Here is a 26,132-nt window from a genome sequence, read left to right on the forward strand (position 1 = left end):
TAGCCTTACTCAATATTCTGCACTTGTTCGCGCATCTGCTCGATCAACACCTTGAGGTTGACGGCGGCCTGGGTGCTGCGCGGGTCGAAGGCTTTGGAGCCCAGTGTGTTGGCCTCGCGGTTGAGCTCCTGCATCAGGAAGTCCAGACGCCGCCCGGCGGCACCACCGGACTTGAGCACCCGGCGAACTTCGATGATGTGAGTGCTCAGGCGATCCAGTTCTTCGGCCACGTCGCTTTTTTGCGCGAGGATGACCATTTCCTGTTCCAGGCGCTGCGGGTCGAGCTCGGCCTTCATGTCGGCGAAGCGGTCGAGGACCTTCTGGCGCTGGGTGGCGAGCATCTGCGGCACCAGTTCTCGCAGGGTCACCACGTCTTCTTCGATGGACGTCAGGCGGTCGTTGATCAAACGAGCCAGCTCCGCGCCTTCGCGCTCGCGGCCAGCCTTCAGATCCTTCAAGCCCTGATTGAACAGCGCCAGCGCTTCGGCGTTCAGCGCTTGCGGGTCGGTCGCATCGGCCACCAGCACGCCGGGCCAGGCCAGCACTTCCAGCGGATTCAGCGCAGCCGGATTCTTGATCAGCCCGGCAACGGTTTCCGCAGCGGCCACCAGTTGCGCGGCGCGCTCGCGGTCCACTTGCAGCGGTTTGCCGGTGCTTTCTTCGGTGAAGCGCAGCGTGCACTCCAGTTTGCCTCGCGACAGGCCCTGACGCAGCGCTTCACGCACGGCGCCTTCGAGGTCGCGGAACGATTCGGGCAAACGCAGATGCGGTTCCAGATAGCGGCTGTTGACCGAGCGCAGTTCCCAGCTCAGGGTGCCCTGAACGCCGGCTTTCTCGACGCGGGCGAAGGCGGTCATGCTGTGCACCATGGCGGTGACCTCGCAATGCAGATCGGCGCGAAACGCTGTTTCGCAGGCGCGATTTCAATGAATTTAAGCCGACTGGCAGCAAAGGCGCAGGATTGTAGCGCAGTGCGGCGAATGCGCCCAAACACACGGTGTGACGGTGTGACAAACCGCTGCAGCCCGTCGGTTATGCGCGCTTGAGGGGCTTCGGTCGTCGGCCGGCGGTTTTAACCAGTGCCCACTCGCGGTGCAGCGCTCTATAATGCTCGGCAGTTTTCCGTCCTCAGTACAGGTATCCCTATGAAACGTCCAAGTGGTCGCGCTGCCGATCAGCTCCGCTCGATCCGCATCACCCGCAACTACACCAAACACGCCGAGGGATCCGTACTGGTCGAATTCGGTGATACCAAAGTCATCTGCACCGTCAGCGTCGAAAATGGCGTGCCGCGTTTCCTCAAAGGTCAGGGCCAGGGCTGGTTGACTGCCGAGTACGGCATGCTGCCGCGCGCCACCGGCGAGCGTAACCAGCGTGAAGCCAGTCGTGGCAAGCAGGGCGGTCGTACTCTGGAAATCCAGCGCCTGATCGGCCGCTCCCTGCGCGCGGCACTGGATATGTCCAAGCTCGGCGACGTGACCCTGTACGTCGATTGCGACGTGATCCAGGCCGATGGCGGTACTCGCACCGCGTCCATCACCGGCGCCATGGTTGCGCTGGTCGATGCCCTGAAAGTGATCAAGAAGCGCGGTGGCCTGAAAGGCGGTGACCCGCTCAAGCAGATGATCGGTGCGGTCTCGGTCGGCATGTACCAGGGCGAGCCGGTGCTGGATCTGGACTATCTTGAAGATTCTGCAGCTGAAACCGACCTGAACGTGGTGATGACCAGCACCGGCGGTTTCATCGAAGTGCAGGGCACCGCAGAAGGCGCGCCGTTCCAGCCTGACGAGCTCAATGCCATGCTGGAACTGGCCAAGCAGGGCATGAACGAAATCTTCGAGCTGCAGAAGGCTGCACTGGCCGACTGAGGTTTTTGACCACAAGGGGGACGTGATGAGTGACGAGCAAGAGTTGCTGCCCAAACCGAGCCAGGAGGTTCGCCAATGGGCGATGTTCTGTCACTTGTCCGCCTTGCTGGGGATCTGGATTCCGTTCGGCAATCTGATCGGGCCGCTGATCCTTTGGCAGATGAAGCGCGAGAAGGACCCGTTCATCGATGCGCAGGGTAAAGAGGCGCTGAATTTTCAGATCACGGTGGCGATAGCCTCAATGATCTGCTTCCTGCTCATGCTGCTGATCATTGGTTTCTTCCTCTTTGGTTTGCTTGCAATCGCGGCATTGGTCCTGACGATCATTGCAGGGGTCAAAGCCAACGAAGGTTTCCCGTACAGATATCCGTTCACTTGGCGACTGATCAAGTAACAGTCTCTTGTATCGCAATATGGAAATGCCCCGGCTTATCGGGCATTTTTATTTGTGCAACTCAATAATTGGTTTTTGTTGTAGGACTAGTCTTTTAACGATGTGCGGTTTGGCATTTATTTGCTGATATTTCTCTATTACATGTTTGGTCACAACTGATCGACCACGTGCTTATTCTCGTTCTTGTTATTGACGCGAGCGGGTTGTTAAAGTTGCCCGATGCAATGTTTCGATTGAAACATTTCGATATGTTCAAGCCATCGATGGCACTTGAATTCCCCAGTAATCAGTGTTGATAAAATCAGCCGGTTCACCCGTCGAGCCCAGGTAAACGCTCGCCTCGTGAATACTTAGCCAAGAATAATCCACATGATTGAGCTCGATTTCTACGGCACGCTCGTGGCCGCTTCTTTAGTACTACTGCTCGGACGCGGACTTGTTGCGCGTGTTGGCTTTCTGCGAAGTTACAATATTCCTGAACCGGTAGCGGGCGGCCTGGTGGTTGCCGTGCTCCTGTTGATATTGCGCACTTTCGATATTGAAGTCCGCTTCGATACATCATTGCAAACCCCCCTGATGTTGGCTTTCTTTGCCACGATTGGCTTGAGTGCCGACCTTGCCAGTCTGAAGAAGGGCGGGCGCATCGTCGGTATCTTCCTGTTGGCGGTCATTGGCTTGCTGGTGGTGCAGAACGCCATGGGCATCGGATTGGCAACCTTGCTCGGACTCGATCCTTTAATGGGCTTGCTGACGGGTTCGATCACATTGGCCGGAGGCCACGGTACGGGCGCCGCATGGGGCGCGGTATTCAGCGAGAAATATGGCCTGGCGTCGGCTTCAGAGCTGGCGCTGGCCTCAGCGACGTTCGGTCTGGTGCTCGGTGGGCTGATCGGTGGGCCCGTCGCGCGGTTGCTGATCAAGCGCGTGCAAGTGCCGGGCTGCAGTCCCCAGCAAGCGCCGCGACTGCCGAAAGGCTTTGAACAGCCAAACAAGGAACGCTCGATCACGCCGTTTTCGTTCGTCGAGACGCTGGCGCTAATTGCCGTCAGCCTGCTCGCTGGCAACCTTCTGAATGGCTTGCTGCATGGCACTGCGTTCGAACTGCCGACGTTTGTTTGCGTGCTGTTTGTAGGTGTGGTGTTGCGCAACAGTCTGTCAGCACTTGGCTTGTATCAGGTGTTCGAGCGTGAAGTTTCCGTGCTCGGCAATGTCAGCCTCTCGCTGTTTCTGGCGATCGCGCTGATGTCGCTGAAGCTTTGGGATCTGGCGGCGTTGGCATTGCCGATCTTTATCATTCTGGCCGTGCAGGCGCTGGTCATGGCGCTGTTCGCGATTTTCGTGACGTTCCGGGTGATGGGCAGCAACTACGATGCCGCAGTGCTGGCTGCGGGACATTGCGGCTTCGGTCTGGGCGCCACGCCGACAGCGATTGCCAACATGCAAGCGGTGACGCAGCGCTATGGGCCATCGCAAATCGCGTTTCTGGTAGTGCCGATGGTAGGAGCGTTCTTCATCGATATCGTTAACGTCATCGTGATCAAGCTGTACCTGGCCTTGCCATTCTTCGCTGCCGTCTAGAAAGCATGGCGCATAAAAAATGCCCGCATCTCACGATGCGGGCATTTTTTTTGGCTGCGAGGACGCTTAGATGGTCAGCGTCCAGTCGTAGTCGACGATCAACGGCGCGTGCTGCGAGAACCGTGGCTGACGCGGCAGGCGTGCACTGCGCACCGAGCGACGCAGGCCCGGGGTCAGGATCTGGTAATCGAAACGCCAGCCCAGATTGAGCATCTCGGCCTGTTCGTTATCCGGCCACCAGCTGTACTGGTCGCCTTCGCGGCTGACTTCGCGCAGCGCATCGACATAGCCCATGTTGCCGACAATCTCGTCCATCCAGGCGCGTTCCGGCGCCAGGAAGCCTGGAGATTGCTGGCTGTCGCGCCAGTTCTTGATGTCGAGTTTCTGCTGCGCAACGTACAGCGAGCCACAATAAATGTACTCGCGACGTTTGCGTCGCTGTTTGTCCAGGTACTTGCCGAAATCGTCCATGAGCTTGAACTTCTGGTTCAAGTCTTCATCGCCGTTCATCCCCGAAGGAAACAGCAAGGTGGCAATACTGACTTTGTCGAAATCTGCTTGCAGGTAGCGCCCGTAGCGGTCGGCCGTCTCGAAACCGAGACCGCTGATGACAGCCTTCGGTTGCAACCGCGAATACAAAGCCACGCCGCCTTGGGCAGGGACTTCAGCATCGCAGGCATAAAGGAAGTAGCCATCCAGTTGGAAGGCTGGGTCATCCAGTTCAAAGGCGGAGGCACGGGTGTCCTGCAGGCAGATGACGTCGGCATTCTGGGCTTGCAGCCAACTGAGCAAACCGCGCTCGACTGCCGCCTGAATACCATTGACGTTCACACTGATGATCCGCATAAATGGCCCCAAAAATCGCGTGCGTGTATGATACACGGCGTCAAGCTAATTAGCTAAATCCGTGGTATTTGGGGTTTTTTTCATGCAAGCGTATCAGCGCGATTTCATTCGTTTTGCCATCGATCGCGGCGTTTTGCGCTTCGGTGAGTTCACCCTGAAGTCCGGGCGCACCAGTCCCTACTTCTTCAATGCCGGCCTGTTCAACTCCGGTTCGGCCCTGGCCCAGCTGGGGCGTTTCTACGCCGCCGCCATCGCCGAGAGCGGCATCTCCTTCGACGTCCTGTTTGGCCCGGCTTATAAAGGCATTCCGCTGGCGGCCACGACCGCCGTTGCGCTGGCCGAACATCACGACCGTGACCTGCCATGGTGCTTCAACCGCAAGGAAGCCAAGGCCCACGGCGAGGGCGGCAGCCTGGTTGGCGCACCGCTGACTGGCGAAGTCTTGATCATTGACGACGTGATCACCGCCGGCACCGCGATTCGTGAAGTGATGCAGATCATCGCTTCTCAGGACGGCGCCAAGGCCGCCGGTGTGCTGATCGCACTGAACCGCCAGGAGCGTGGCAATGGCGAATTGTCGGCCATCCAGGAAGTCGAGCGCGACTTCGGCATTCCGGTGATCAGCATCGTCTCGCTGAATCAGGTGCTGGAGTTCCTCGCCGACGATCCGCAGCTCAAACAGCATTTGCCAGCCGTGGAAGCGTACCGCGCGCAGTTTGGCGTGTGACCAATGTGGGAGCGAGCCTGCTCGCGAATGGCCGTCACCTGTCAGCGATGTGAGGCACATTAGGCGTTCGCGAGCAGGCTCGCTCCCACAGAAAAAAGACCCGGTTCAGGCAGGCTCAACCGGGCCTTTTTTTGTTGGCGATCAACGCAGATTTCGCCATTTCATCAGCAGTCTCAGCGCCAATGCAGCGTTCACTAGCGCAAACACCAGCAGCGCAACAACCACCATCACGTACAACGTGCGATCCACATCGAAATCCCACAGGTCCAGCGTGCTGCTGTGCATGATCCCGACTGCTGCCGGCAAGTTAACGTAAAACAGCGCCACGAAAGCGCACGTCAATGGCAATGCTCGCCAGTAGAAAGCAGCCATCACCTTGTCTCGACTGCGCTTGCGGCCCTGCGAACCTTTTTGAAATTCATCCTCAGCCAGCGCTTCATTGAGCGCCGGCCACGCCAGATTGAACATGAACGTGGTCAGGGTCAGCAGCAAGCCACTGACCGCGACGATGTCACTGAACGGCATTCAGACCCAGCGTTGCACAGAGCAATGCGTGGGAATCTTCGCTGATCTCGAACTGCCCGGCGCTGCCCTTGCGTTTGGTGATGGGTTTGAAGGTCGGCTCGTTCTGGGTGATGAGCATGTTCAATTCATCGCGGATCACGTCCGAGCTGATCACCACCAGAAACACGTTTTGCGCATGCTCGGCGGACTGGATTACGGCGCGCATGCTGTGCTGCAGGATGTCGTCGAGCTGGTTGCGAAAACGCGAAACGGTGTTTTTCAACAGGGTTTTGCTTTGGCTCTGGGTCAGCTGAAAGATCGTCGAGATCTGCGATTCGGTCGGCAGGGTTTGCCCGAAGTAACTCTGAATCAGATACAGCAGGCGATCTTGCTTGGCTTCGTCGGCCCGGCTGGGCATGCCGCCCTCGACCAGCATTTTCAGGTATTCGGTCAGGCTGGCTTTGGCGATGCGCTCCAGCGCATGGGCGATTTCAGCGTCGCCGATGCGCAAGGTCTTTTTCACCGGTTCCTTCTGTTCCTGCTCGAAAGCGTCGGCGTCGATCGTGAACGAGATCTGCATGGCTCAGGCGCTCCGGGATTATTTTTTGCTGGCAGCCGGCTTTTCGGATTTTTCCGGGTACGGATCTTGTGGGGCGTCACCTTGGCCGGTGAGGGTTTTCCAACCGTTCAGGACATGCGCCGTTTTCCTGAACTGCGGGCAGGGCGGCATAGAGGTTTTGGCTTGATTGGAATAACGATGTCCGCAGTCCACGCATTCGTAGGTGCCTGCTGAAACATCGCTGCCGTAGGGAACGTAATCTTTCTGCATGAGTGAATCTCCGTTGGATGAGAGGAAGATCCTAGGGAGATTTATTCTGAAGGGATGTCGGACGTTTCGCTGTGTCGAGTCAGGCTTTTCCTGCGCGCACAAAAAAGATCGCAGCCTTCGTCAGTTCCTACAAAGCGGATTCTCGCGTGTGCGAAATCCCTGTAGGAGCTGTTGAAGGCTGCGATCTTTTGCTTTCAGCTATTAGCGATCAAGGACGCTTGCGATTGCTGATCAGCGTGCCCACACCGGTATCAGTGAAGATTTCCAGCAGGATCGCGTTCGGCACACGACCGTCGATGATCAACGAACTACCTACGCCACCCTGAACCGCTTCCAGTGCGCAGCGGATCTTCGGCAGCATACCGCCGTAGATCGTGCCATCGGCGATCAGGTCGTCGACCTGCTGCGTGCTCAGGCCGGTCAACACGGTGCCCGACTTGTCCATCAGGCCGGCAATGTTGGTCAGCAGCATCAGCTTTTCAGCTTTCAGCGCTTCGGCAACCTTGCCCGCCACCAGGTCGGCGTTGATGTTGTACGACTCGCCGTTCTCACCGACGCCAATCGGCGCGATGACCGGGATGAAGTTGCCTTTGACCAGCAGGTTCAGCAGTTCGGTGTTGATGCCGACGACTTCGCCAACGTGGCCGATGTCGATGATTTCCGGCTGGGTCATCTCCGGGGTCTGACGGGAGACGGTGAGCTTCTTCGCGCGAATCAGCCCGGCATCCTTACCGGTCAGGCCGATGGCGCTGCCGCCATGGCGGTTGATCAGGTTGACGATGCTTTTGTTGACCTGACCGCCAAGGACCATTTCCACCACGTCCATGGTCGCCGCGTCGGTGACGCGCATGCCGTCGACGAAATGGCTTTCGATCGACAGGCGCTTGAGCAGGTCACCGATCTGCGGGCCGCCGCCGTGCACGACCACCGGGTTGATGCCCACGGCTTTCATCAGCACGATGTCGCGGGCGAAGCCGGTTTTCAGCTCCTCGCTTTCCATCGCGTTGCCGCCGTATTTGATCACCAGGGTCTTGCCGACATAGCGTCGGATGTAAGGCAGCGCTTCGGACAGGACCTTGGCAGTGTTGGCGGCGGCTTCGCGTTCGAGGGTCATTCAGGGCTCCGGGTGGATCAGAACGGTAGTTGGAGATCAGGTGCAACGCGTTTCAGTTGGGCGTGGAACACATCCTTGATGCGCTGCAATTCAGCCTCGTCATCGGCCTCGAAGCGCAGCACCAGCACCGGTGTGGTGTTGGACGCGCGCACCAGGCCCCAGCCTTTGGCGTAATCGACCCGCACGCCGTCGATGGTGGTCAGGTCGGCGCCTTCGCCCCACTGAGCATCGTGCAGTGCATCAATGATGCTGAATTTGCTCTCTTCGGTCACATGGATATTGATTTCCGGCGTGGAAATATCGTTCGGGAAGGTCGCAAACAGCTCTTCCGCGGTGGATTTTTCCTTGCTGAGGATCTCCAGCAGACGTGCGGCGCTGTAGATGCCGTCGTCAAAACCGAACCAGCGCTCCTTGAAGAAGATGTGCCCGCTCATTTCGCCGGCCAACAGCGCGCCGGATTGTTTCATTTTCTTTTTGATCAACGAGTGACCGGTCTTCCACATTAGCGGCCGACCGCCGTATTCCTTGATCAGCGGCACCAAACGGCGAGTGCATTTGACGTCGAAGATGATTTCCGCGTCCGGGTTGCGCGCCACTACGTCGCGAGCGAACAGCATCAGCAGACGGTCCGGGTAGACGATACTGCCGGTGTTGGTCACCACGCCGACGCGGTCGCCGTCACCGTCGAAGGCCAGGCCGATATCGGCGTTGGTTTCCTTGACCTTGGCGATCAGGTCGACAAGGTTTTCCGGTTTGCCCGGATCCGGGTGATGGTTAGGGAAGTTGCCGTCGACTTCGCAGAACAGCGGGATGACTTCGCAGTTCAGCGCTTCGATCAGTTGCGGGGCGATCACGCCGGCCGCGCCGTTGCCGCAGTCGACCACGACTTTCAGGCGACGGGCCAGTTTGATGTCCTGGACGATTTCGGTGTTGTAGCGGTCGAGGATTTCGACTTGGGTGACGCTGCCCTGGCCAGTGCTCAGGTCGTTGTTCTTGATGCGCTCGTGGAGCACTTGAATCTGCTCGTTGGCGAGGGTGTCGCCGGCGATGACGATTTTGAAACCGTTGTAGTTCGACGGATTGTGGCTACCGGTGAGCATCACCCCGGACTTGCCGGCCAGCACGTTGGCGGCGTAATACAGCGCTGGCGTTGGCACCAGGCCGACATCGCTGACATGGCAGCCGCTCTCGGCGATGCCGCGAATGAGTTCCGCGACCAGCTCCGGGCCGGACAGGCGACCGTCGCGACCGACCGACACATTCGGTTCGCCCTGGGCCAGGCTCTGCGAGCCGATGGCACGGCCGATCCAGTAGGCGGTTTCGCCGTTGAGGAATTCCGGCACGGTGCCACGAATGTCGTAGGCGCGGAAAATGCTGTCAGGCAGCTTCGGGGCGATCTTGGCGGGGGTGCTCATCTGTGGACATGCTCCATCTCGAAAAGGGCGGGACAGACCGACGAATGATTCGACGGCAGGCTCAAACTGAAGGGTATGACGGCGTTTTCCACAGAGAGTTCGTGCTATGAAAGGGCCATGACGCCTCGGCTGGCGTGGCTTTCGGCCGGCAAAACCTTGATTTATGGTGTTAAAACCTGCTGCCGATGTAGCGCATTTTTTGTGGTGAGGGGATAAACCCCCTCACCACAATAATTTTTATCCGGTTATTTGGTGCCGGTATGGCCAAAACCACCGGTACCGCGCTCGGTCTCGACAAACTCTTCAACCATTTCGAAATGCGCCTGCACCACCGGTACCAGCACCAATTGCGCCAGACGTTCGCCGACGGTCATGGTGAAGTCGCTCTGGCCGCGGTTCCAGCAGGAAACCATCAGCGGGCCCTGGTAATCGGAGTCGATCAGGCCGACCAGATTGCCCAGCACGATGCCATGTTTGTGGCCCATGCCCGAGCGCGGCAGGATCAGCGCGGCGAGATTCGGGTCGCCGATATAGACCGACAGGCCGGTGGGGATCAGCACGGTTTCACCCGGTTTGATCACGATGTCCTGTTCCAGCATGGCGCGCAGGTCGAGGCCGGCGGAGCCCGGCGTGGCGTATTGCGGCAGCGGGAATTCGGTGCCGATGCGTGGATCGAGGATCTTGGCTTGCAAAGCGTGCATGTAAATTAAACCTGGTTCAGACGTTCGGCGATAAAAGTGACCAGTTGACGAGCGATCTTGCTCTTGCTGGTCTGGGCGAAAACCGTGGCGTGCAGCTCACGGTCGATGACGCTGCAGGCGTTTTCTTCGCTGTTGAAACCGATGCTCGGGTTGGCGACGTCGTTGGCGACGATCAGATCGAGATTCTTGTCCTTCAGCTTGCGTGCAGCGTAGTCGAGCAGGTGTTCGGTTTCGGCGGCGAAGCCGACACTGAACGGACGGTCGGGACGGGTCGCGATGGTGGCAAGGATGTCCGGGTTGCGCACCATTTGCAGGACGAAGCCGTCGCCGCTCGTAGGATCTTTCTTGAGTTTATGCGGAGCTACTACTTCCGGGCGGTAGTCCGCCACCGCTGCCGACGAGATGAACACGTCGCAAGGCATGGCCGATTCGCAGGCGGCGAGCATGTCGCGGGCGCTGACCACATCGATCCGCGTCACGCGATCAGGCGTCGGCAAGTGCACCGGGCCGCTGATCAAAGTGACACGGGCGCCGGCTTCCACGGCTGCTTCGGCGAGGGCAAAACCCATTTTGCCGGAGCTGTGGTTGGTGATGTAGCGCACCGGGTCGATGTTTTCCTGAGTCGGGCCGGCGGTGATCACCACATGCTTGCCGGTCAGGGCCTGGCGCTGGAAGCAATCGGCGGCGAGCAGCGCCAGATCGGTGGCCTCCATCATGCGGCCCATGCCGACGTCGCCGCAGGCCTGGCTGCCCGAGGCCGGGCCGAAAGTCTTCAGGCCACGGCTCTCCAACAGTTGCAGGTTGGTCTGGGTCGCCGGGTCGCGCCACATCGCCTGGTTCATCGCTGGCGCGACAGCAACCACAGCGTCGGTGGCCAGCACCAGCGTGGTCAGCAGATCGTTGGCAATGCCTTGGGCCAGGCGGGCGATCAGGTCGGCGGTGGCCGGGGCGATCAGTACCAGATCGGCCCATTTCGCCAGCTCGATATGGCCCATGGCGGCTTCGGCGGCAGGGTCGAGCAAGTCGAGGTGAACCGGGTGGCCCGACAGGGCCTGCATGGTCAGCGGGGTAATGAATTCGGCGCCGCCATGGGTCATGACCACGCGCACTTCGGCACCCTGGTCGATCAGGCGGCGAACCAGATCGGCGCTCTTGTAGGCCGCAATGCCGCCGCCGACGCCCAGAACGATGCGTTTCCGATACAGCCGCTGCATAGGTCTGCCTTTCATTTCGTTGATGACTGCGGTGCGATGCCCCTCCCCAGGGTTGAATCGACCGCCAAAAAGATGGGCTACGATATCACAGCGACCGCTACGGAACAGCGGCGCCCACAGACAAGGAGGTGCTATGAGTATTCGCGATTGGCCGGCGGCGGAACGGCCGCGGGAAAGGCTGTTGGAACACGGCGCAGGGAGTCTTTCGGACGCTGAGCTGTTGGCGATTTTTCTGCGCACCGGATTGCCCGGAAAAAGCGCAGTCGACCTTGCCAGACATCTGCTGACGCAATTCGGTGGCCTGCGTTTGTTGCTTGAGGCCGATCAGGACGCATTCAGCAAACAAATGGGCCTCGGCCCGGCCAAGTTCGCCCAGCTGCAAGCCGCGCAGGAAATGAGCAAGCGCCATCTGGCCGAGCGCTCACGACAGAAGCCGGCACTGGAGAACCCCCAAGTCGTCCGCGATTACCTCAAGGCGATGCTGCGGCATGAGCCGCACGAGGTGTTCGGCTGCCTGTTTCTCGATTCAAAGCATCAGGTGCTGAATTTCGAGGCGCTGTTTCGCGGCTCGATCGACAATACCAGCGTGCACCCTAGGGAGGTGGTGAAGCGCGCGCTGGCCAATAACGCCGCAGCGGTGATCCTGTGTCACAACCATCCGTCCGGCAACACCGATCCGAGTCAGGCCGATCGGCTGCTGACCAAGCGCCTGCAGAAAGCGCTGGAGCTGATTGACGTGCGAGTGCTCGATCACTTCATCGTCGGAGACGGCGAACCGCTGTCGATGGCGGAGTGTGGCTGGATGTAAAAGAGCAGCGGCAAGCCTCTAGCTGCAAGCGGCAAGCTGGAGCTGCGCGCGGAGTGCTCTAGCTTGCCGCTTGCCGCTTAGGGCTTGAGGCTGATCTTGGAATAATCCTGCCGGCCGAACGGGCTGACGGAATAACCCTGAACATCCTTGCGCGTCAAAGCGTAGGCCGTTGGGTGCGCCAGTGGCAGCCACAACGCCTGCTGCTGGATCTGTGCCTGTGCCTGTTCATACAGCTTGGTGCGCACGCCTTGCTCGCTGGTGGTCTTGCCGGCGCTGATCAGCTTGTCCAGATCGGCGTTGCAGTACCGCGCGAAGTTGGTCCCGGATTTCACCGCCGCGCAGGAAAACTGCGGGGTGAGGAAGTTGTCCGGGTCGCCGTTGTCGCCGGCCCAGCCCATGAACAGCAGGTCGTGTTCGCCGGCCTTGGCGCGGCGAATCAGTTCGCCCCACTCGATCACGCGGATCTCCGCCTGGATGCCGATCTCGGCCAGATCCGACTGCAACATCTGCGCGCCGAGACTCGGGTTCGGGTTGAGCAGGCTGCCTGATGGACGCGTCCAGATTGTGGTCTGGAAGCCATCCTTCAAGCCGGCCTTGGCCAGCAGCGCCTTGGCTTTGGCCACGTCGTGCGGATAGCCCGGCAGGTTCTTGGCGTAGCTCCAGGTGTTCGGCGGGTACGGGCCGTTGGCCGCTTCGGCGGTGTCTTCGAACACGGCTTTGATGTAGTTGGCCTTGTCGAAAGCGAGGTTGATCGCCTGGCGCACTTCCGGTTTGTCCAGTGGCGGATGCTGGCTGTTGATGCCCACGAAAGCGGTCATGAACGCGTCAGTCTTTTCGACTTTCAGCGTCGGCTCCTTCAGCGCAGCCTGTACGTCCAGTGGTTTTGGCGACAGGGCGATCTGGCATTCATTGCGTCGCAGCTTTTGCAGGCGCACGTTGGCGTCCGGCGTGATGGCGAAGATCAACGGGTCGACCGCAGGCTTGCCACGGAAATAGTCCGGATTGGCCTTGTAGCGAATCGCCGCGTCTTTCTGGAAGCGATTGAACACGAACGGGCCGGTGCCGATCGGCTGGCTGTTGAGTTTGTCGGTGGCGCCGGCCTTCATCAGTTTGTCGGCATATTCGGCGGAATAGATCGAGGCGAAACCCATGCTCAGCGTCGCGAGGAAGGTCGAATCCGGATGGTCGAGGGTAAAACGCACGGTCAGCGGGTCGAGGGCGTCGATCTTCTTGATCAGGGTCGGCAGTTGCATCGACTGCGCATGGGGGAAGCCGCTCTGGGCGACCTTGTGCCACGGGTTGGCCGGGTCGAGCATGCGGTCGAAGCTGAACTTGACGTCTTCAGCGCTCAGCTCGCGGCTCGGTTTGAAGTAGTCGGTTGTATGAAATTTCACCTGCGGGTGCAGTTTGAACACATAGGTGAGGCCGTCGGTGCTGACTTCCCAGCTGTCGGCCAGGCTCGGGATGACCTTGCCACTGGCGGTGTCGAAATCCACCAAGCGGTTCATCAGTACGTCAGCCGAAGCATTGGTGGTGGTCAGCGAGTTGTACTGCACCACGTCGAACCCTTCGGGACTGGCCTCGGTACACACGCTCAACGCGGCGGCCTGGGCGAGGGGGCTCAGCAACAGCGGAGCGAGTAACAGGGGTAGGGCAGCGAGGCGCATGGTCGGTTTCCTTTACAGATCGAAGGCCCATCTGCAAGTGCAGTCTGGAAAAGTCCTACCCTAGAGCTCTGAATTGCAAATGACTATCCCCTTTTTGCATTTTCAGGCGCACTCTTGCGCGGTTTCGAGCGTGGGCAGCCAGATGAAAAGTCTGAATCGGCTGTAGGGCGGGATTTCTGCGACGAGTGGTCAAAACTGGCCGCAGCCTTTGTCCAAGGCGTCTGCGGCGGAAAAAATCGCCCTTTTGCCGATTGATTGCACACCGATTGTTGTTGCACCCCGGTCTTTCTGGTATAAAGCAGCGCTCTTTTCTAGGGGCCCGGTTCCTTCACTGTAGGTGTAGCCGGTAAGACCTCTAAAGAAACGCGGCGCCTGGCGCCAAATGACTGAGAGATTAAGCGGCCAACCCATGCCGGGTTGGGCATGTGGTTTTAGAGGGCTGAGGCATGTCGAGAGTATGTCAAGTTACCGGTAAGGGTCCGGTGACTGGGAATAACATTTCCCACGCAAACAACAAAACCCGTCGTCGTTTCCTGCCGAACCTGCAGCATCACCGCTTCTGGGTTGAAGAAGAGAAACGTTTTGTGCGTCTGCGCGTATCTGCCAAAGGCATGCGTATCATCGACAAGCGTGGCATCACTGTCGTGCTCGCCGAACTTCGCCGCGATGGCAAGATTTAAGGGAGCTAATCATGCGTGAATTGATTCGTTTGATCTCGAGCGCCGGTACTGGTCACTTCTACACTACCGACAAGAACAAGCGTACTACCCCGGACAAAATCGAGATCAAGAAATATGATCCGGTTGTTCGCAAGCACGTGATGTACAAGGAAGGCAAAATCAAGTAATTGATTTTTCCTGACTGCGAAAAAGGCCCGTATCGTGAGATACGGGCCTTTTTTGTTTGCCTTGCATTTGGTGTTGCCTGTCCTGCACTCCCACAATGGAATACGTTCGAATGTGGGAGCGAGCCTGCTCGCGAAGAGGGCGGTGAAATCAGCGCAAAGACTCAAGCCTTCTGTTCAAAGATCACATAAACCTTGCGGCAAGCCTCCAGCACTTCCCAGGTGCCGCGAAACCCCGCCGGAATCACGAAGCGATCACCAGCGCGCAAGGTCTTGGCATTGCCATCGCTGTCACGCAATACCGAAACCCCCTGCAGAATCTCGCAGTACTCATGTTCGGTGTAATTCACCGTCCACTGACCCACCGCGCCTTCCCACACACCCACGCCCATTTGCCCACAAGGGCTTTCGTATTGATGAAACACCGCCTGCTCAGGATCGCCCTTTAGCACTTTCGCCGGGTCCGGCCGATAGCGCTCGGCTTCGCTGCTGGCGAGGCTGATGTCGACGACGTTCTGGATGTTCATTGTTGTTTTCTCCGCTAGTGACGGCGCATTGGCTGGAATGGGCCAAAGTCTATGTTTATTAAAATGAACACCGCAAGGCCGTATGGCCAGCTTATGTCAAATATATTGAAACAAACCCGGTCGCTGGTTTAGGGTGGCGGGTGCCTCGGGCCGAAAGTGCAGGCTGGCCGGGCAGGATTCTTGAACAGCGCCGCAGCGCTTGCGGTGCTCGTATTCAATAAGAGGAGGACACCCGAATGACCACCCTGACTCGTGCCGACTGGGAACAACGCGCCCGCGATCTGAAAATCGAAGGCCGCGCCTTCCTGAATGGCGAATACACTGACGCCGTCTCCGGCGAAACCTTCGAATGCATCAGCCCGGTCGATGGCCGCCTGCTCGGCAAGATCGCCAGCTGTGACGCCGCCGACGCCGACCGTGCTGTAGAAAACGCCCGCGCTACTTTCAATTCCGGCGTCTGGTCGCGCCTGGCGCCGACCAAACGCAAAGCCACCATGATCCGCTTCGCCAGCCTGCTGAAACAGCACGCTGAAGAACTGGCGCTGCTGGAAACCCTCGACATGGGCAAGCCGATCAGCGATTCGCTGTACATCGACGTACCGGGCGCGGCGCAGGCGTTGAGCTGGAGCGGCGAAGCGATCGACAAGATCTACGACGAAGTTGCCGCCACCCCGCATGACCAACTGGGTCTGGTGACCCGTGAGCCGGTGGGCGTGGTTGGCGCTATCGTGCCGTGGAACTTCCCGCTGATGATGGCTTGCTGGAAGCTCGGCCCGGCGCTGTCGACCGGTAACTCGGTGATCCTCAAGCCGTCGGAAAAGTCGCCGCTGACCGCCATCCGCATCGCTGCGCTGGCCATTGAAGCCGGGATTCCGAAAGGCGTGCTCAACGTGCTGCCGGGCTATGGCCACACCGTCGGCAAGGCGCTGGGTCTGCACAATGACGTCGACACGCTGGTGTTCACCGGTTCGACCAAGATTGCCAAGCAACTCATGGTCTATGCCGGCGAATCGAACATGAAACGCGTCTGGCTGGAAGCCGGCGGCAAGAGCCCGAACATCGTCTTCGCCGATGCGCCGGATCTGCAGGCCGCCGCTGAATCCGCCGCCAGCGCCATCGCCTTCAACCAGGGCGAAGTGTGCACCGCCGGTTCGCGCCTGCTGGTCGAGCGTTCGATCAAGGACAAATTCCTGCCAATGGTGATCGAGGCGCTGAAAGCCTGGAAGCCGGGCAATCCGCTGGACCCGGCGACCAACGTCGGTGCGCTGGTCGATACCCAGCAGATGAACACCGTGCTGTCGTACATCGAATCCGGCCATAGCGATGGCGCCAAACTGGTCGCCGGCGGCAAGCGCATCCTCCAGGAGACCGGTGGCACTTACGTCGAGCCAACCATTTTCGATGGTGTGAGCAATGCGATGAAGATTGCCCAGGAAGAGATTTTCGGCCCAGTGTTGTCGGTGATCGCTTTCGATAGCGCCGAAGAAGCCATCCAGATCGCCAACGACACGCCATACGGTCTGGCCGCAGCGGTGTGGACCCAGGACATCTCCAAGGCGCACCTGACCGCCAAGGCCTTGCGCGCCGGTAGCGTGTGGGTCAACCAGTACGATGGCGGCGACATGACCGCGCCGTTCGGTGGCTTCAAACAGTCGGGCAACGGTCGCGACAAATCGCTGCATGCCTTCGACAAGTACACCGAGCTGAAGGCCACGTGGATCAAGCTGTGATTCATTAAGAGAGCCTGAGTTAATCAGGCTCTCGAACCTACAGAGATCCCCTGTGGGAGCGAGCCTCTGTGGTGAGGGGATTTATCCCTGTTCGGCTGCGAAGCAGTCGCTAAACCATTGCACGCGGTGTACCTGGTACATCGTGGATGCAGGTTTTGGGGCCGCTGCGCGACCCAACGGGGATAAATCCCCTCGCCACAGGGGCTCGCTCCCACAGTGATTTTGTGGTGCATATAAAAATATCCACAGGAGCGTGGAACATGCGTTGGGCGACGTATTTCGCCGTGTTGGCGTCTGTCTTGAGTGTCGGCCTGGCCCTGGGGGTCAGCATGCCGCTGGTGTCGTTGCGTCTGGAGGGCTGGGGCTACGGCTCGTTCGCCATCGGTGTGATGGCGGCCATGCCGGCAATCGGCGTGCTGCTCGGGGCGAAGATTTCCAGCCACCTCGCCGCGTATTTCGGCACGGCGAACCTGATGCGTTTGTGCCTGTGGGCCGGGGCATTGTCGATCGGCCTGCTGGCGCTGCTGCCGAGTTACCCGATCTGGTTGCTGCTGCGCCTGCTGATCGGGGTGATCCTGACCATCGTGTTCATCCTCGGCGAGAGCTGGATCAATCAACTGGTGATCGAGCAGTGGCGCGGGCGTCTGGTAGCGCTGTATGGCAGCAGCTATGCGCTGAGCCAACTGTCCGGTCCGTTGCTGCTGGGGGCGCTCGGTACCGAGCATGATTACGGTTTCTGGGTCGGGGTCGGCCTGCTCACGCTCTCGCCCTTTCTGCTGCTGGGGCGCAGCGGGGCGCCGAGCAGTGAGGCCAACAGCGTCACGTTTGGCGATCTGTGGGGCTTCGCCCGCGAGTTGCCGGCGATTGCCTGGGCGGTGTCGTTGTTTGCCGCGTTCGAGGCGATGATCCTGACGCTGCTGCCGGTGTACTGCCTGCAACAAGGGTTCACCGCCGAAATCGCGCTGGCCATGGTCAGCACCGTGGTGGTCGGCGATGCGCTGCTGCAATTACCGATCGGCGCGTTGGCCGATTACCTGTCGCGGCGCACGCTGTTCGCCGGATGCGCGGTGGTGTTGATGCTGTCGAGTCTGGCCATTCCGATGTTGCTCGACACGCTGCTGATCTGGCCGTTGTGGGTGCTGTTCGGCGCCAGTGCCGGCGGCTTGTTCACCCTGTCGCTGATTCTGATTGGCGAGCGTTATCGAGACGATGCGCTGGTTCGCGCCAATGCGCATATCGCGCAGTTGTGGGGTGTCGGTTGTCTGGTCGGGCCGTTGGCGGCAGGGGCGGGCAGTCAGTGGATCAATGGTCATGCGTTGCCGCTGTTGATGGCGGCTGGGGCGTTTGGTCTGGTGCTTTTGTTGTTGCGCCAAGGCGCCTTTGGCACAACGGCAGAAGCTGCCTGAGCGCATTCCTGTGGGAGCGAGCCTGCTCGCGAAAGCGGTGCATCAGTCAGCTCATTTGCTGGATGTGAAACCGTTTTCGCGAGCAGGCTCGCTCCCACAAAGGATTACAACATCCGCTCCAGGCCGACGCTGGTGCTGAACCACGAGTTGAAGCGCCGCCACCAGCTCCCCGGCTCCTTGGTCAGAGTGTGCATCTGGCCGTTGTCCTCGGTGACCCAGACGACCTTGCCGTCCTCGAGTTTCGCCTGATAACTCAAGGTCGGCGCCATGCCTTGCAGCGCCAGTGCGCGCACGTGCTCGGCCAGTTCCGGGCTATCGACCAGGACGCCGACTTCGGTGTTCCACAGCACCGAGCGCGGGTCGAAGTTGAACGAGCCGATAAACGATTTGCGCCGGTCGAAGATCATCGCCTTGCTGTGCAAACTCGAATCCGAACCGCGAAACGACTTGCTGTAGAACACCCGCGGCCCGCTGCCATAGTTATCCCCAGGCTGGCGGCGCAGTTCATAGAGTTTCACCCCGTGTTCAAGCAACGCCTTGCGATAAGGCGCGTAACCGCCATGCACCGCCGGCACGTCAGTGGCCTCCAGTGAATTGGTCAGCAGGCTCACGGAGACCCCGGCATCGGCGCGCCCGGTCAGGTAGACCAGCCCCGGCTGGCCGGGCACGAAGTAGGCGGAAATCATGATCAGCTCTTTGCTGACGCCGGTCAGTTCCGGCGCCAGCTGCGTGGTCAGCAGCAGATGCGGATCCGGTTCGCCCTTGGACAGGACCTTGCTCGGCGCGTCCCACAAGGCCTGGTTCCAGGCCCAGATCAGCTCCTTTCGCCAGATGTCCATGCGCGGATCGGTGGTGAACTTCATCAACTGTTGATAAAGCGCGTGGTTCTGCTTGCGGGTTTCTTCCAGTGATTCTTCCAGGCGCGTGCGCGTGTTTTCCAGGTCGGCGGCGGTCGGCTGGCTGGAGAGAAATTCGTCGATCGGCTTGCTCAGCGCGCTGTTCCAGTACTGGTCGAAACTGTGTCCGAGCTGTTCGGCCACCGGGCCGATGCTGAGCATGTCGATGTCGGTGAAATTCAGGTTGGGTTCGGCGTCGAAATATTCATCGCCCAGATTGCGCCCGCCGACGATTGCCGCGCTGTTGTCCGCCAGCCACAATTTGTTGTGCATGCGCCGGTGCTGCACGGACAGATTGAACAGTCGCCCGGCCGCGCGCGTTACGCCGGTGCTGCGCCCCAAGTGCAACGGATTGAACAAACGAATCTGGATCTGCGGATGTGCCGCCAGCGTCGCGATGATCTGGTCGAGGCCGTCGCTGGTGGTGTCGTCGAGCAGGATGCGCACGCGCACACCACGGTCGGCCGCCTTGAGCACTTCCTCCACCAGCATTCGCGTGCTGATGCCGTCGTGGACGATGTAGTACTGCAAATCGAGGCTGACCTGGGCATGGCGAATCAGCTCGGCCCGGGCGGTAAACGCCTCGCCACTGTCGGAGAGCAGGCGAAACCCCGATTGCCCTTTGTAGGGTGCGGCCTGAGCCTGAATCGAACGGCCGAAGCTGGAGTCCGACGCCGGCAGGGCCTGGCTTGGTTCGCGCGGCACATCAAGGCTGGCGCAGCCGCTGAGGAACGAGGCGAGTATCAGTAAAGCGAGTAAGGGCTGTCTGAAGCTCACGTAGGGTCGTTCCGGTTGGCGGCTGAGGTCGGCAATTTGGACGCCGGGCGCGCAAAAAAGGTCAGTCGGTCTCAGCGAGTAGTTTGATTGCCGCAGCGCCGACCTTGCGCACCGCTTCTTCGATCTGCGCTGTTGGTTTGGCAGCGTAGTTCATCCGCAGACAATTGCGGTACTTGCCCGAGGCGGAAAAGATGCTGCCGACAGCAATCTGTACGCCCTGATCGTGTAGCGCGCGATTCAGTTTCAGCGTGTCGAAACCTTCCGGCAGCTCCACCCAGAGCATGAAGCTGCCCTGCGGGCGACTGGCGCGGGTGCCGGCCGGGAAATAGCGCGTCACCCAGTCGATCATCGCGTCACGATTGCGTTGGTACTGCATGCGCATACGCCGCAAGTGCGGCTCGAAATGGCCGGCCTTGATGAATTCGGCGATGGCGATCTGCGGTTGTGGTGCGGTGGAGCCGGTGCTGATGTATTTCATGTGCAGCACTCGCTCCAGATATCGGCCCGGCGCCACCCAGCCGATGCGCAGCCCCGGCGCCAAGGTTTTGGAGAACGAGCTGCACAGCAACACGCGGCCGTCTTCGTCGAAGGATTTGATCGTGCGCGGGCGCGGGTAGGTGTAGGCAAGTTCGCCATACACATCGTCTTCGATGATCGCCACGTCGAAACGCTGGGCCAGGGTCAGCAAGGCGCGTTTGCGCGATTCGGGCATGACGTATCCGAGGGGGTTGTTGCAGTTGGGCGTGAGCTGAATGGCCTTGATCGGCCACTGTTCCAGCGCCAGTTCAAGGGCGTCGAGGCTGATCCCGGTGAGCGGGTCGGTGGGAATCTCCAGGGCTTTCATGCCCAGGCCTTTGAGGGTCTGCATGGCGCCGTGGAAACTCGGCGAATCCACCGCGACGATGTCGCCCGGCTCGCAGATCGCGTGGATGCTGGTGGACAGCGCTTCGTGGCAGCCAGTGGTGATCACCAGATCGCTGGCGCTCAACTGGCAGCCGGAATCGAGCATCAGCCGTGCGATCTGTTCGCGCAGTTCGAGGTTGCCGTGGATGTTGTCGTAATACAGACCAGGCATGTCCTGCCGGCGACTGATACGCGCCAGCCCGCGCAGCAGCGGCTTCATGGTTGGCGAGCCGACATCGGGCATGCCACGGCCCAATTGCACGACGTCCTTGCGCGGTACCGCGCGAATGAGTTCCAGCACCTGATCCCATTGCGAAATCTCTACCGGCCGTTGCGCGGGGCGGCCTACTGCGGGCAGCTCCGGCAACTCGCGGCCGACTGGGACAAAGTAGCCAGACTTGGGTTTCGGCGTGGCGAGGCCGCTGTCTTCAAGCACGCGATAGGCCTGCTGCACCGTGCTCAAACTGACTCCGTGCTCGACACTCAAGGCTCGCACCGACGGCAAGCGATCGCCAGGACGATAGAAGCCTTGTTCGATGCGGGTGCCGAGCAATTCGGCGAGATTTACATACAGAGTCATGGTGGCCTCGGTGCGTCTTGGTGGAAACCAGTACAGATGCGGCAAAAATCAGTCATTCAGTCGGTGAATCGGCAAATCTGTATGGAGTTAATACAGGTTCTTTGAGTCTGTAATGGTTTTGCCGGCCCGCGCATCATGGAATCTCTGGCTACCCAAGTAAACAGGAGCAACGAAAATGAACGGCTTGAGCGATGTGCGGCTGACGTTACACAGTCAGGAACTGGCGGCAGGGCAGAAGGACAGCGCGCGCAATCTGCTGCGTAACGCACCGTCCGGCCTCAGTCGCTGGGGTCTGTTCTGGCATCGTCTGCACACGCGCAAGGCGTTGCTAGGCCTGACACCGGAGCAACTCAGGGATGTCGGGTTGACGCTGGAGCAGGCAAGGGAGGAGGGATTGAAGCCGTTTTGGCGGATATGAATACCACAGAGCGTTCCCACGCTCTGCGTGGGAGCGCCGCCCCGGACGCTCTGCGTGGGAGCGCCGCCCCGGACGCTCTGCGTGGGAACGCCGCCCCGCACGCTCTGCGTCCGCTGTGACGCAGAGCGTCACTGGATGCATTCCCACGCGGAGCGTGGGAACGATCCTGATTCGTCAGACCAACTCTTTCAGCCGATGCCACAACATCCCCAACGCCAACAACGGCGAGCGCAAATGCTTGCCGCCGGGGAAGGTGATGTGCGGCACCTTGGCGAACAGATCAAAGCCGCCGCTGTGCTGCCCGCTGATTGCTTCGGCAAGCAGCTTGCCGGCCAGGTGTGTGGCATTCACGCCATGTCCGGAATACGCCTGGGCGTAATACACGTTCGGCTGCTCGGCGAGCCGGCCAATCTGCGGCAGGCGGTTGGCACCGATGCCGATCATTCCGCCCCACTGATAATCGATTTTCACCCCGGCCAGTTGCGGGAACACTTCAAGCATCTTCGGCTGCATATAGGCGCCGATGTCTTTCGGATCGCGTCCCGAGTAATGACACGCGCCGCCGAACAGCAAACGTCGATCCGCCGAGAGCCGGTAGTAATCGAGCGCCACCCGCTGGTCGCAGACCGCCATGTTCTGCGGCAGCAGGTTGTGCGCCTGCTCTGCGCTCAGCGGTTCGGTGGCGATGATGTAACTGCCGGCGGGCAGGACCTTGCCGCTCAGTTGCGGGTTCAAGTCATTGAGATAGGCATTGCAGCCCAGCACCAGGGTCTTCGCCCGCACCGAGCCTTGCGCGGTGTGCACCTTTACTTCGGGGCCGTAATCGATGCGCGTCACGGCCGAACGCTCGAACAACCGCACGCCCAGTTGCTGCGCCGCTGCCGCTTCGCCCAGTGCCAGATTCAGCGGATGCAGATGTCCGGAGCCCATGTCGATCAAGCCGCCGACATAGCGCTTGGAACCGACCACGGTGTGCATTTCACTGGCCTGCAACATACGGGTTTCATAGCGGTAACCGAGGCCGCGCAACTCTTCGGCATCTTCGGCAAAACCGTCGAGATCGGAAGGCTTGTTGGCGAGGTCGCAGTAGCCCCAGGTCAGGTCGCAGGCAATGCCGAAACGCTCGACGCGCCGGCGGACAATCTCCACCGCTTCCAGGCCCATGAGTTTCATCTCGCGCACGCCTTCGGCACCGATGACATTGGCGAACTGATCAAGGCCGTGACCGACACCGCGAATCAACTGCCCGCCGTTGCGACCGCTGGCACCCCAGCCGATCCTGTGCGCTTCCAGCAACACCACGCTGAAACCGCGCTCGGCGAGTTCCAGCGCCGTGTTCAGCCCGGAAAAGCCACCGCCGACCACGCAGACATCCGCCACCACCTCGCCTTGCAGCACGGGATGGTCAGGCTGCGGCAGGCTGCTGGCGGCGTAATAAGAGGCAACGTGGGGTTGGCTCGCGGTGGTCTGGGCGCGGGCGGTCATGGGCATCATCCAACGGCTGAGTGTCGAGAAAATTTGACGGAGCATAAGCCGCACGCCCGAACGTGGGCAACATCGGTCGGCCTGCGGTGTCTGGATCCGGGCTTTTGCGGCACAATCGTTATCCCGCCACTTTGGTCACCGTTTCGATGAGTTGCAACAGCCAGAAAATCCGCAACCTGCGTCAGCAGATCCCCACGTTCGACTGCGTGCCGGGCTGCCACGACTGCTGCGGGCCGGTGACCACTTCGCCCGAGGAAATGGCCCGGCTGCCGCGCAAGACCCGCGCCGAGCAGGATGCCGCGCTGGAAGAACTCAACTGTGTGCACCTGGGGCCGAATGGCTGCACGGTGTATGAAGAGCGACCGCTGATCTGTCGATTGTTTGGTACCACCAAGACGCTGCCATGCCCGAACGAGCGGCGGCCGGTGGAGCTGATTCATCCGCGGGTCGAGAAGCAGATTTTCCAGTACATGGCGGCGAATCGGCAGGTGTTGGTGTAAGCGATCGTTCCCACGCTCTGCGTGGGAATGCCTCTTCGGACGCTCCGCGTTCGGCCTTTGGGACGCAGAGCGTCCCGGGCTGCATTCCCACGCAGAGCGTGGGAACGATCATTGCGGTGATCAGTCCGGAATTGGCAGGCACAGGCTCTCTTTCACCTCTTCCATGACGATATAGCTCTTCGATTCACGCACATGCGGCAGCTTCAAGAGAATGTCGCCGAGCAGTTTGCGATACGAGGCCATCTCGGAAATCCGCGCCTTCACCAGATAGTCGAAATCCCCTGACACCAAATGGCACTCCAGCACATGCGGCAGCTTCAGCACCGCGCGTCTGAATTCTTCGAATGTGTCGCCGGATTTGTAGTCGAGGCTGATCTCGACGAACACCAGCAGGCTACCCTTCAAATGCTGCGGATTGAGCCGGGCGTTGTAGCCCATGATGATCCCCTCGCGCTCCAGACGCCGCACACGCTCGGTGCACGGCGTGGTCGAGAGGCCGACCTTTTCGCCCAGTTCGGTGAAGGAAATCCGCCCGTCCGCTTGCAGGATGCGCAAGATGTTGCGGTCGATCTTGTCCAGCTCACGTTTGGTCTGAGTGTTGGTACGCATAGGGGATGCGCCTCCGTGAAAAGGGTTTTTGCCGAGAATTGTCGCCAAATATAGGCGCTTATATAGTGAAAAGCACTGGCATTTCTTTTTTACACTGCGCCCATCATTGCTCTAACAAACAGTTCGGCGAAAAGCCGCGATGAGGGATTGAAAATGCGCGTCATGGTCTTGGGTAGCGGCGTCATCGGTACCGCCAGTGCTTACTATCTGGCCCGTGCCGGGTTTGAAGTGGTGGTGGTCGACCGGCAGCCTGCTGCGGCCATGGAGACCAGTTTCGCCAACGCCGGCCAGGTCTCGCCGGGTTACGCCTCGCCGTGGGCCGCGCCGGGCGTGCCGCTCAAGGCCATCAAGTGGTTGCTGCAACGCCATGCGCCATTGGCGATCAAGGCCACCGCCGATATCGACCAATACCTGTGGATGGCGCAAATGCTGCGCAACTGCACCGCCAGCCGTTACGCGGTTAACAAGGAGCGCATGGTGCGTCTGTCCGAGTACAGCCGTGACTGCCTCGATGAATTGCGCGCCGAAACCGGAATCGCCTACGAAGGCCGCAGCCTCGGCACCACGCAGTTGTTCCGTACTCAGGCGCAACTGGATAACGCCGCCAAGGACATCGCCGTGCTGAAAGAATCCGGTGTGCCGTTTGAAGTCCTCGATCGCGCCGGTATTGCCCGCGTCGAGCCGGCGCTGGCAGGCGTGACTGACATTCTCGCTGGCGCGCTGCGTCTGCCCAATGACCAGACCGGCGACTGCCAGATGTTCACCACCCGTCTTGCCGAAATGGCGCGCAAGCTCGGCGTGGAATTCCGTTTTGGCGAGGACATTCAGAAACTCGACTACGCCGGTGATCGAATCAACGGCGTGTGGATTGACGGCAAGCTGGAAACCGCTGATCGCTACGTGCTGGCGCTCGGCAGCTACTCGCCGCAACTGCTCAAGTCGTTGGGCATCAAGGCCCCGGTGTATCCGCTCAAGGGCTACTCGCTGACCGTGCCGATCACCAACCCGGACATGGCGCCAACGTCGACCATTCTCGACGAGACCTACAAGGTCGCGATCACCCGTTTCGACAACCGCATCCGCGTCGGCGGCATGGCCGAGATCGCCGGTTTTGACCTGTCGCTGAACCCGCGTCGGCGCGAAACCCTGGAGATGATCGTCAACGACCTTTATCCTCAGGGCGGCAATCTGGCCGAAGCGAGTTTCTGGACCGGCCTGCGTCCGACCACGCCGGACGGTACGCCGATCGTTGGCGCCACGCCGTTCAAGAATCTGTTTCTCAACACCGGTCACGGTACGCTCGGCTGGACCATGGCCTGTGGTTCCGGCCGTTTGCTCGCCGACCTGATGGCGAAGAAAAAGCCGCAGATCAGCGCTGAAGGCCTCGATATTTCCCGTTACGGCAACCAGACCCAGGAGTCCGCAAAACATGTCAATCCAGCGCCAGCTCACCAATGAGCGCATGAGTCAGATCGTCAGCCACAACGGCACCGTGTATCTGGCCGGGCAGGTCGGCGACGACTTCGACGCCGGAATTGAACAGCAGACCCGCGACGTGCTCGCCAATATCGAACGTCTGCTCGATCTGGCCGGGACGGACAAACAGCATCTGTTGTCGGCAACGATCTATTTGAATGACATCGAAGCGCACTTCGCCGGAATGAACGCGGTGTGGGACCAGTGGCTGCCCAAAGGCGCCGCGCCGGCCCGCGCCACCGTCGAAGCGAAGATGGCCAAGCCGAGCATTCTGGTGGAGATCTCCATCGTCGCCGCGCTGCCATAACGTTCCCAA

Annotated in this window: 27 protein-coding genes and 1 pseudogene; 13 read left to right on the forward strand and 15 right to left on the reverse strand. The window is 60.1% G+C overall.

The annotated features are described in order from the left end of the window. Positions 1 to 5: 5 nt before the first annotated feature. On the reverse strand, positions 6 to 869 hold the full coding sequence (locus D8U61_RS00860) for a YicC/YloC family endoribonuclease (RefSeq protein ID WP_016770639.1): 864 nt from the start codon (positions 867 to 869) through the stop codon (positions 6 to 8). A gap of 276 nt (positions 870 to 1,145) precedes the next feature. Here D8U61_RS00860 and rph point away from each other — a divergent pair, with 276 nt between their 5' ends. The 3 genes from rph (at position 1,146) to gltS (ending at position 3,840) form a co-directional block, all read left to right on the forward strand. After that, the gene (rph, locus tag D8U61_RS00865; protein ID WP_024014799.1) at positions 1,146 to 1,868 is read left to right on the forward strand and encodes a ribonuclease PH; all 723 of its coding nucleotides are present in this window, start codon (positions 1,146 to 1,148) and stop codon (positions 1,866 to 1,868) included. 25 nt (positions 1,869 to 1,893) lie between these two features. Then, positions 1,894 to 2,262 (forward strand): DUF4870 domain-containing protein, encoded by a 369-nt coding sequence (locus tag D8U61_RS00870; RefSeq protein WP_016772541.1) that lies wholly within the window; start codon positions 1,894 to 1,896, stop codon positions 2,260 to 2,262. A 369-nt stretch (positions 2,263 to 2,631) separates the two neighbouring features. Beyond that, positions 2,632 to 3,840 carry a sodium/glutamate symporter gene (gltS, locus tag D8U61_RS00875; RefSeq protein ID WP_130926270.1) on the forward strand — a complete coding sequence of 403 codons (1,209 nt, stop codon included), beginning with the start codon at positions 2,632 to 2,634 and terminating at the stop codon, positions 3,838 to 3,840. A gap of 66 nt (positions 3,841 to 3,906) precedes the next feature. On the opposite strand, the gene D8U61_RS00880 is transcribed toward gltS, so the two are convergent. Beyond that, complete coding sequence (locus tag D8U61_RS00880; RefSeq protein ID WP_016772543.1) at positions 3,907 to 4,686, reverse strand: exodeoxyribonuclease III; 780 nt, start codon at positions 4,684 to 4,686, stop codon at positions 3,907 to 3,909. Positions 4,687 to 4,768: 82 nt separating this feature from the next. On the opposite strand from D8U61_RS00880, the gene pyrE reads away from it, so the two are divergent. Then, complete coding sequence (pyrE, locus tag D8U61_RS00885) at positions 4,769 to 5,413, forward strand: orotate phosphoribosyltransferase (protein ID WP_027616815.1); 645 nt, start codon at positions 4,769 to 4,771, stop codon at positions 5,411 to 5,413. Positions 5,414 to 5,554: 141 nt separating this feature from the next. On the opposite strand, the gene D8U61_RS00890 is transcribed toward pyrE, so the two are convergent. The 7 genes and pseudogenes from D8U61_RS00890 to coaBC form a co-directional block, all read right to left on the reverse strand. Further along, on the reverse strand, positions 5,555 to 5,938 hold the full coding sequence (locus tag D8U61_RS00890; protein ID WP_130926271.1) for a hypothetical protein: 384 nt from the start codon (positions 5,936 to 5,938) through the stop codon (positions 5,555 to 5,557). Then, on the reverse strand, positions 5,925 to 6,497 hold the full coding sequence (locus D8U61_RS00895) for a hypothetical protein (protein ID WP_016772546.1): 573 nt from the start codon (positions 6,495 to 6,497) through the stop codon (positions 5,925 to 5,927). The genes D8U61_RS00890 and D8U61_RS00895 overlap by 14 nt, the downstream gene beginning before the upstream one ends. Positions 6,498 to 6,515: 18 nt before the next feature. Continuing rightward, a complete protein-coding gene (locus D8U61_RS00900) occupies positions 6,516 to 6,746 on the reverse strand; it encodes a hypothetical protein (protein ID WP_016772547.1) in 231 nt (76 codons plus the stop codon). A gap of 208 nt (positions 6,747 to 6,954) precedes the next feature. Next, the gene (argB, locus tag D8U61_RS00905) at positions 6,955 to 7,860 is read right to left on the reverse strand and encodes an acetylglutamate kinase (protein WP_016772548.1); all 906 of its coding nucleotides are present in this window, start codon (positions 7,858 to 7,860) and stop codon (positions 6,955 to 6,957) included. Positions 7,861 to 7,877: 17 nt separating this feature from the next. Beyond that, positions 7,878 to 9,281, reverse strand: a pseudogene (locus D8U61_RS00910) (phosphomannomutase/phosphoglucomutase); the annotation flags it as partial. A gap of 239 nt (positions 9,282 to 9,520) precedes the next feature. Then, positions 9,521 to 9,976: a dUTP diphosphatase gene (gene dut / locus D8U61_RS00915; RefSeq protein ID WP_016772550.1), complete on the reverse strand. Its 456-nt coding sequence runs from the start codon at positions 9,974 to 9,976 to the stop codon at positions 9,521 to 9,523. Between the two features lie 5 nt (positions 9,977 to 9,981). Further along, positions 9,982 to 11,190, reverse strand: a complete 1,209-nt coding sequence (gene coaBC, locus D8U61_RS00920) for a bifunctional phosphopantothenoylcysteine decarboxylase/phosphopantothenate--cysteine ligase CoaBC (protein ID WP_130926285.1) — start codon at positions 11,188 to 11,190, stop codon at positions 9,982 to 9,984. A 133-nt stretch (positions 11,191 to 11,323) separates the two neighbouring features. Here coaBC and radC point away from each other — a divergent pair, with 133 nt between their 5' ends. After that, positions 11,324 to 11,998 (forward strand): DNA repair protein RadC, encoded by a 675-nt coding sequence (gene radC, locus D8U61_RS00925; protein ID WP_016772552.1) that lies wholly within the window; start codon positions 11,324 to 11,326, stop codon positions 11,996 to 11,998. A gap of 77 nt (positions 11,999 to 12,075) precedes the next feature. Here radC and D8U61_RS00930 read toward each other — a convergent pair whose 3' ends face one another. Further along, on the reverse strand, positions 12,076 to 13,665 hold the full coding sequence (locus D8U61_RS00930) for an ABC transporter substrate-binding protein (protein WP_122751214.1): 1,590 nt from the start codon (positions 13,663 to 13,665) through the stop codon (positions 12,076 to 12,078). Between the two features lie 446 nt (positions 13,666 to 14,111). On the opposite strand from D8U61_RS00930, the gene rpmB reads away from it, so the two are divergent. Together rpmB and rpmG are read left to right on the forward strand one after the other, a co-directional pair. After that, positions 14,112 to 14,345, forward strand: coding sequence for a 50S ribosomal protein L28 (rpmB, locus tag D8U61_RS00935; RefSeq protein ID WP_007920377.1), 234 nt, complete (start codon positions 14,112 to 14,114; stop codon positions 14,343 to 14,345). Positions 14,346 to 14,356: 11 nt separating this feature from the next. After that, the gene (rpmG, locus tag D8U61_RS00940; RefSeq protein ID WP_016772554.1) at positions 14,357 to 14,512 is read left to right on the forward strand and encodes a 50S ribosomal protein L33; all 156 of its coding nucleotides are present in this window, start codon (positions 14,357 to 14,359) and stop codon (positions 14,510 to 14,512) included. Between the two features lie 161 nt (positions 14,513 to 14,673). Here the strand turns inward: rpmG and D8U61_RS00945 are convergent, their stop codons facing one another. Further along, the gene (locus D8U61_RS00945; RefSeq protein WP_073470919.1) at positions 14,674 to 15,036 is read right to left on the reverse strand and encodes a cupin domain-containing protein; all 363 of its coding nucleotides are present in this window, start codon (positions 15,034 to 15,036) and stop codon (positions 14,674 to 14,676) included. 236 nt (positions 15,037 to 15,272) lie between these two features. Between D8U61_RS00945 and D8U61_RS00950 the strand changes: the two genes are divergently transcribed. Together D8U61_RS00950 and D8U61_RS00955 are read left to right on the forward strand one after the other, a co-directional pair. Then, positions 15,273 to 16,766: an aldehyde dehydrogenase gene (locus tag D8U61_RS00950; RefSeq protein ID WP_016772556.1), complete on the forward strand. Its 1,494-nt coding sequence runs from the start codon at positions 15,273 to 15,275 to the stop codon at positions 16,764 to 16,766. A gap of 260 nt (positions 16,767 to 17,026) precedes the next feature. Next, positions 17,027 to 18,172 (forward strand): MFS transporter, encoded by a 1,146-nt coding sequence (locus D8U61_RS00955; protein ID WP_130889061.1) that lies wholly within the window; start codon positions 17,027 to 17,029, stop codon positions 18,170 to 18,172. A 104-nt stretch (positions 18,173 to 18,276) separates the two neighbouring features. Here the strand turns inward: D8U61_RS00955 and D8U61_RS00960 are convergent, their stop codons facing one another. Both D8U61_RS00960 and D8U61_RS00965 read right to left on the reverse strand, forming a co-directional pair. Then, the gene (locus tag D8U61_RS00960) at positions 18,277 to 19,845 is read right to left on the reverse strand and encodes a phospholipase D family protein (RefSeq protein WP_130926272.1); all 1,569 of its coding nucleotides are present in this window, start codon (positions 19,843 to 19,845) and stop codon (positions 18,277 to 18,279) included. A 61-nt stretch (positions 19,846 to 19,906) separates the two neighbouring features. Next, positions 19,907 to 21,328 (reverse strand): PLP-dependent aminotransferase family protein, encoded by a 1,422-nt coding sequence (locus D8U61_RS00965; RefSeq protein ID WP_041476641.1) that lies wholly within the window; start codon positions 21,326 to 21,328, stop codon positions 19,907 to 19,909. Between the two features lie 175 nt (positions 21,329 to 21,503). Here D8U61_RS00965 and D8U61_RS00970 point away from each other — a divergent pair, with 175 nt between their 5' ends. Continuing rightward, complete coding sequence (locus tag D8U61_RS00970) at positions 21,504 to 21,746, forward strand: DUF1127 domain-containing protein (RefSeq protein WP_073470922.1); 243 nt, start codon at positions 21,504 to 21,506, stop codon at positions 21,744 to 21,746. Between the two features lie 174 nt (positions 21,747 to 21,920). On the opposite strand, the gene D8U61_RS00975 is transcribed toward D8U61_RS00970, so the two are convergent. Beyond that, a complete protein-coding gene (locus D8U61_RS00975; protein ID WP_122612748.1) occupies positions 21,921 to 23,231 on the reverse strand; it encodes an FAD-binding oxidoreductase in 1,311 nt (436 codons plus the stop codon). Between the two features lie 146 nt (positions 23,232 to 23,377). Between D8U61_RS00975 and D8U61_RS00980 the strand changes: the two genes are divergently transcribed. Further along, the gene (locus tag D8U61_RS00980; RefSeq protein ID WP_122603584.1) at positions 23,378 to 23,731 is read left to right on the forward strand and encodes a YkgJ family cysteine cluster protein; all 354 of its coding nucleotides are present in this window, start codon (positions 23,378 to 23,380) and stop codon (positions 23,729 to 23,731) included. Positions 23,732 to 23,851: 120 nt separating this feature from the next. Here the strand turns inward: D8U61_RS00980 and D8U61_RS00985 are convergent, their stop codons facing one another. Next, positions 23,852 to 24,340 carry an Lrp/AsnC ligand binding domain-containing protein gene (locus D8U61_RS00985; RefSeq protein WP_010465173.1) on the reverse strand — a complete coding sequence of 163 codons (489 nt, stop codon included), beginning with the start codon at positions 24,338 to 24,340 and terminating at the stop codon, positions 23,852 to 23,854. A 153-nt stretch (positions 24,341 to 24,493) separates the two neighbouring features. Between D8U61_RS00985 and dadA the strand changes: the two genes are divergently transcribed. Together dadA and D8U61_RS00995 are read left to right on the forward strand one after the other, a co-directional pair. Continuing rightward, complete coding sequence (gene dadA / locus D8U61_RS00990; protein ID WP_130926273.1) at positions 24,494 to 25,798, forward strand: D-amino acid dehydrogenase; 1,305 nt, start codon at positions 24,494 to 24,496, stop codon at positions 25,796 to 25,798. After that, entirely contained in the window at positions 25,770 to 26,123 is a 354-nt protein-coding gene (locus D8U61_RS00995; protein WP_016772564.1) for a RidA family protein, read from the forward strand. The genes dadA and D8U61_RS00995 overlap by 29 nt, the downstream gene beginning before the upstream one ends. Positions 26,124 to 26,132 lie beyond the last annotated feature (9 nt).

The sequence above is a fragment of the Pseudomonas sp. Sample_14 genome, from assembly GCF_004307515.1.
GTDB lineage: Bacteria > Pseudomonadota > Gammaproteobacteria > Pseudomonadales > Pseudomonadaceae > Aquipseudomonas > Aquipseudomonas atacamensis.

What these genes read in the sequence shown, in the direction of transcription:
- D8U61_RS00860 (WP_016770639.1), bottom strand. Translation starts at nt 869, where the DNA reads ATGGTGCACAGCATGACCGCCTTCGCCCGCGTCGAGAAAGCCGGCGTT.
- rph (WP_024014799.1), top strand. Translation starts at nt 1,146, where the DNA reads ATGAAACGTCCAAGTGGTCGCGCTGCCGATCAGCTCCGCTCGATCCGC.
- D8U61_RS00870 (WP_016772541.1), top strand. Translation starts at nt 1,894, where the DNA reads ATGAGTGACGAGCAAGAGTTGCTGCCCAAACCGAGCCAGGAGGTTCGC.
- gltS (WP_130926270.1), top strand. Translation starts at nt 2,632, where the DNA reads ATGATTGAGCTCGATTTCTACGGCACGCTCGTGGCCGCTTCTTTAGTA.
- D8U61_RS00880 (WP_016772543.1), bottom strand. Translation starts at nt 4,686, where the DNA reads ATGCGGATCATCAGTGTGAACGTCAATGGTATTCAGGCGGCAGTCGAG.
- pyrE (WP_027616815.1), top strand. Translation starts at nt 4,769, where the DNA reads ATGCAAGCGTATCAGCGCGATTTCATTCGTTTTGCCATCGATCGCGGC.
- D8U61_RS00890 (WP_130926271.1), bottom strand. Translation starts at nt 5,938, where the DNA reads ATGCCGTTCAGTGACATCGTCGCGGTCAGTGGCTTGCTGCTGACCCTG.
- D8U61_RS00895 (WP_016772546.1), bottom strand. Translation starts at nt 6,497, where the DNA reads ATGCAGATCTCGTTCACGATCGACGCCGACGCTTTCGAGCAGGAACAG.
- D8U61_RS00900 (WP_016772547.1), bottom strand. Translation starts at nt 6,746, where the DNA reads ATGCAGAAAGATTACGTTCCCTACGGCAGCGATGTTTCAGCAGGCACC.
- argB (WP_016772548.1), bottom strand. Translation starts at nt 7,860, where the DNA reads ATGACCCTCGAACGCGAAGCCGCCGCCAACACTGCCAAGGTCCTGTCC.
- dut (WP_016772550.1), bottom strand. Translation starts at nt 9,976, where the DNA reads ATGCACGCTTTGCAAGCCAAGATCCTCGATCCACGCATCGGCACCGAA.
- coaBC (WP_130926285.1), bottom strand. Translation starts at nt 11,190, where the DNA reads ATGCAGCGGCTGTATCGGAAACGCATCGTTCTGGGCGTCGGCGGCGGC.
- radC (WP_016772552.1), top strand. Translation starts at nt 11,324, where the DNA reads ATGAGTATTCGCGATTGGCCGGCGGCGGAACGGCCGCGGGAAAGGCTG.
- D8U61_RS00930 (WP_122751214.1), bottom strand. Translation starts at nt 13,665, where the DNA reads ATGCGCCTCGCTGCCCTACCCCTGTTACTCGCTCCGCTGTTGCTGAGC.
- rpmB (WP_007920377.1), top strand. Translation starts at nt 14,112, where the DNA reads ATGTCGAGAGTATGTCAAGTTACCGGTAAGGGTCCGGTGACTGGGAAT.
- rpmG (WP_016772554.1), top strand. Translation starts at nt 14,357, where the DNA reads ATGCGTGAATTGATTCGTTTGATCTCGAGCGCCGGTACTGGTCACTTC.
- D8U61_RS00945 (WP_073470919.1), bottom strand. Translation starts at nt 15,036, where the DNA reads ATGAACATCCAGAACGTCGTCGACATCAGCCTCGCCAGCAGCGAAGCC.
- D8U61_RS00950 (WP_016772556.1), top strand. Translation starts at nt 15,273, where the DNA reads ATGACCACCCTGACTCGTGCCGACTGGGAACAACGCGCCCGCGATCTG.
- D8U61_RS00955 (WP_130889061.1), top strand. Translation starts at nt 17,027, where the DNA reads ATGCGTTGGGCGACGTATTTCGCCGTGTTGGCGTCTGTCTTGAGTGTC.
- D8U61_RS00965 (WP_041476641.1), bottom strand. Translation starts at nt 21,328, where the DNA reads ATGACTCTGTATGTAAATCTCGCCGAATTGCTCGGCACCCGCATCGAA.
- D8U61_RS00970 (WP_073470922.1), top strand. Translation starts at nt 21,504, where the DNA reads ATGAACGGCTTGAGCGATGTGCGGCTGACGTTACACAGTCAGGAACTG.
- D8U61_RS00975 (WP_122612748.1), bottom strand. Translation starts at nt 23,231, where the DNA reads ATGACCGCCCGCGCCCAGACCACCGCGAGCCAACCCCACGTTGCCTCT.
- D8U61_RS00980 (WP_122603584.1), top strand. Translation starts at nt 23,378, where the DNA reads ATGAGTTGCAACAGCCAGAAAATCCGCAACCTGCGTCAGCAGATCCCC.
- D8U61_RS00985 (WP_010465173.1), bottom strand. Translation starts at nt 24,340, where the DNA reads ATGCGTACCAACACTCAGACCAAACGTGAGCTGGACAAGATCGACCGC.
- dadA (WP_130926273.1), top strand. Translation starts at nt 24,494, where the DNA reads ATGCGCGTCATGGTCTTGGGTAGCGGCGTCATCGGTACCGCCAGTGCT.
- D8U61_RS00995 (WP_016772564.1), top strand. Translation starts at nt 25,770, where the DNA reads ATGTCAATCCAGCGCCAGCTCACCAATGAGCGCATGAGTCAGATCGTC.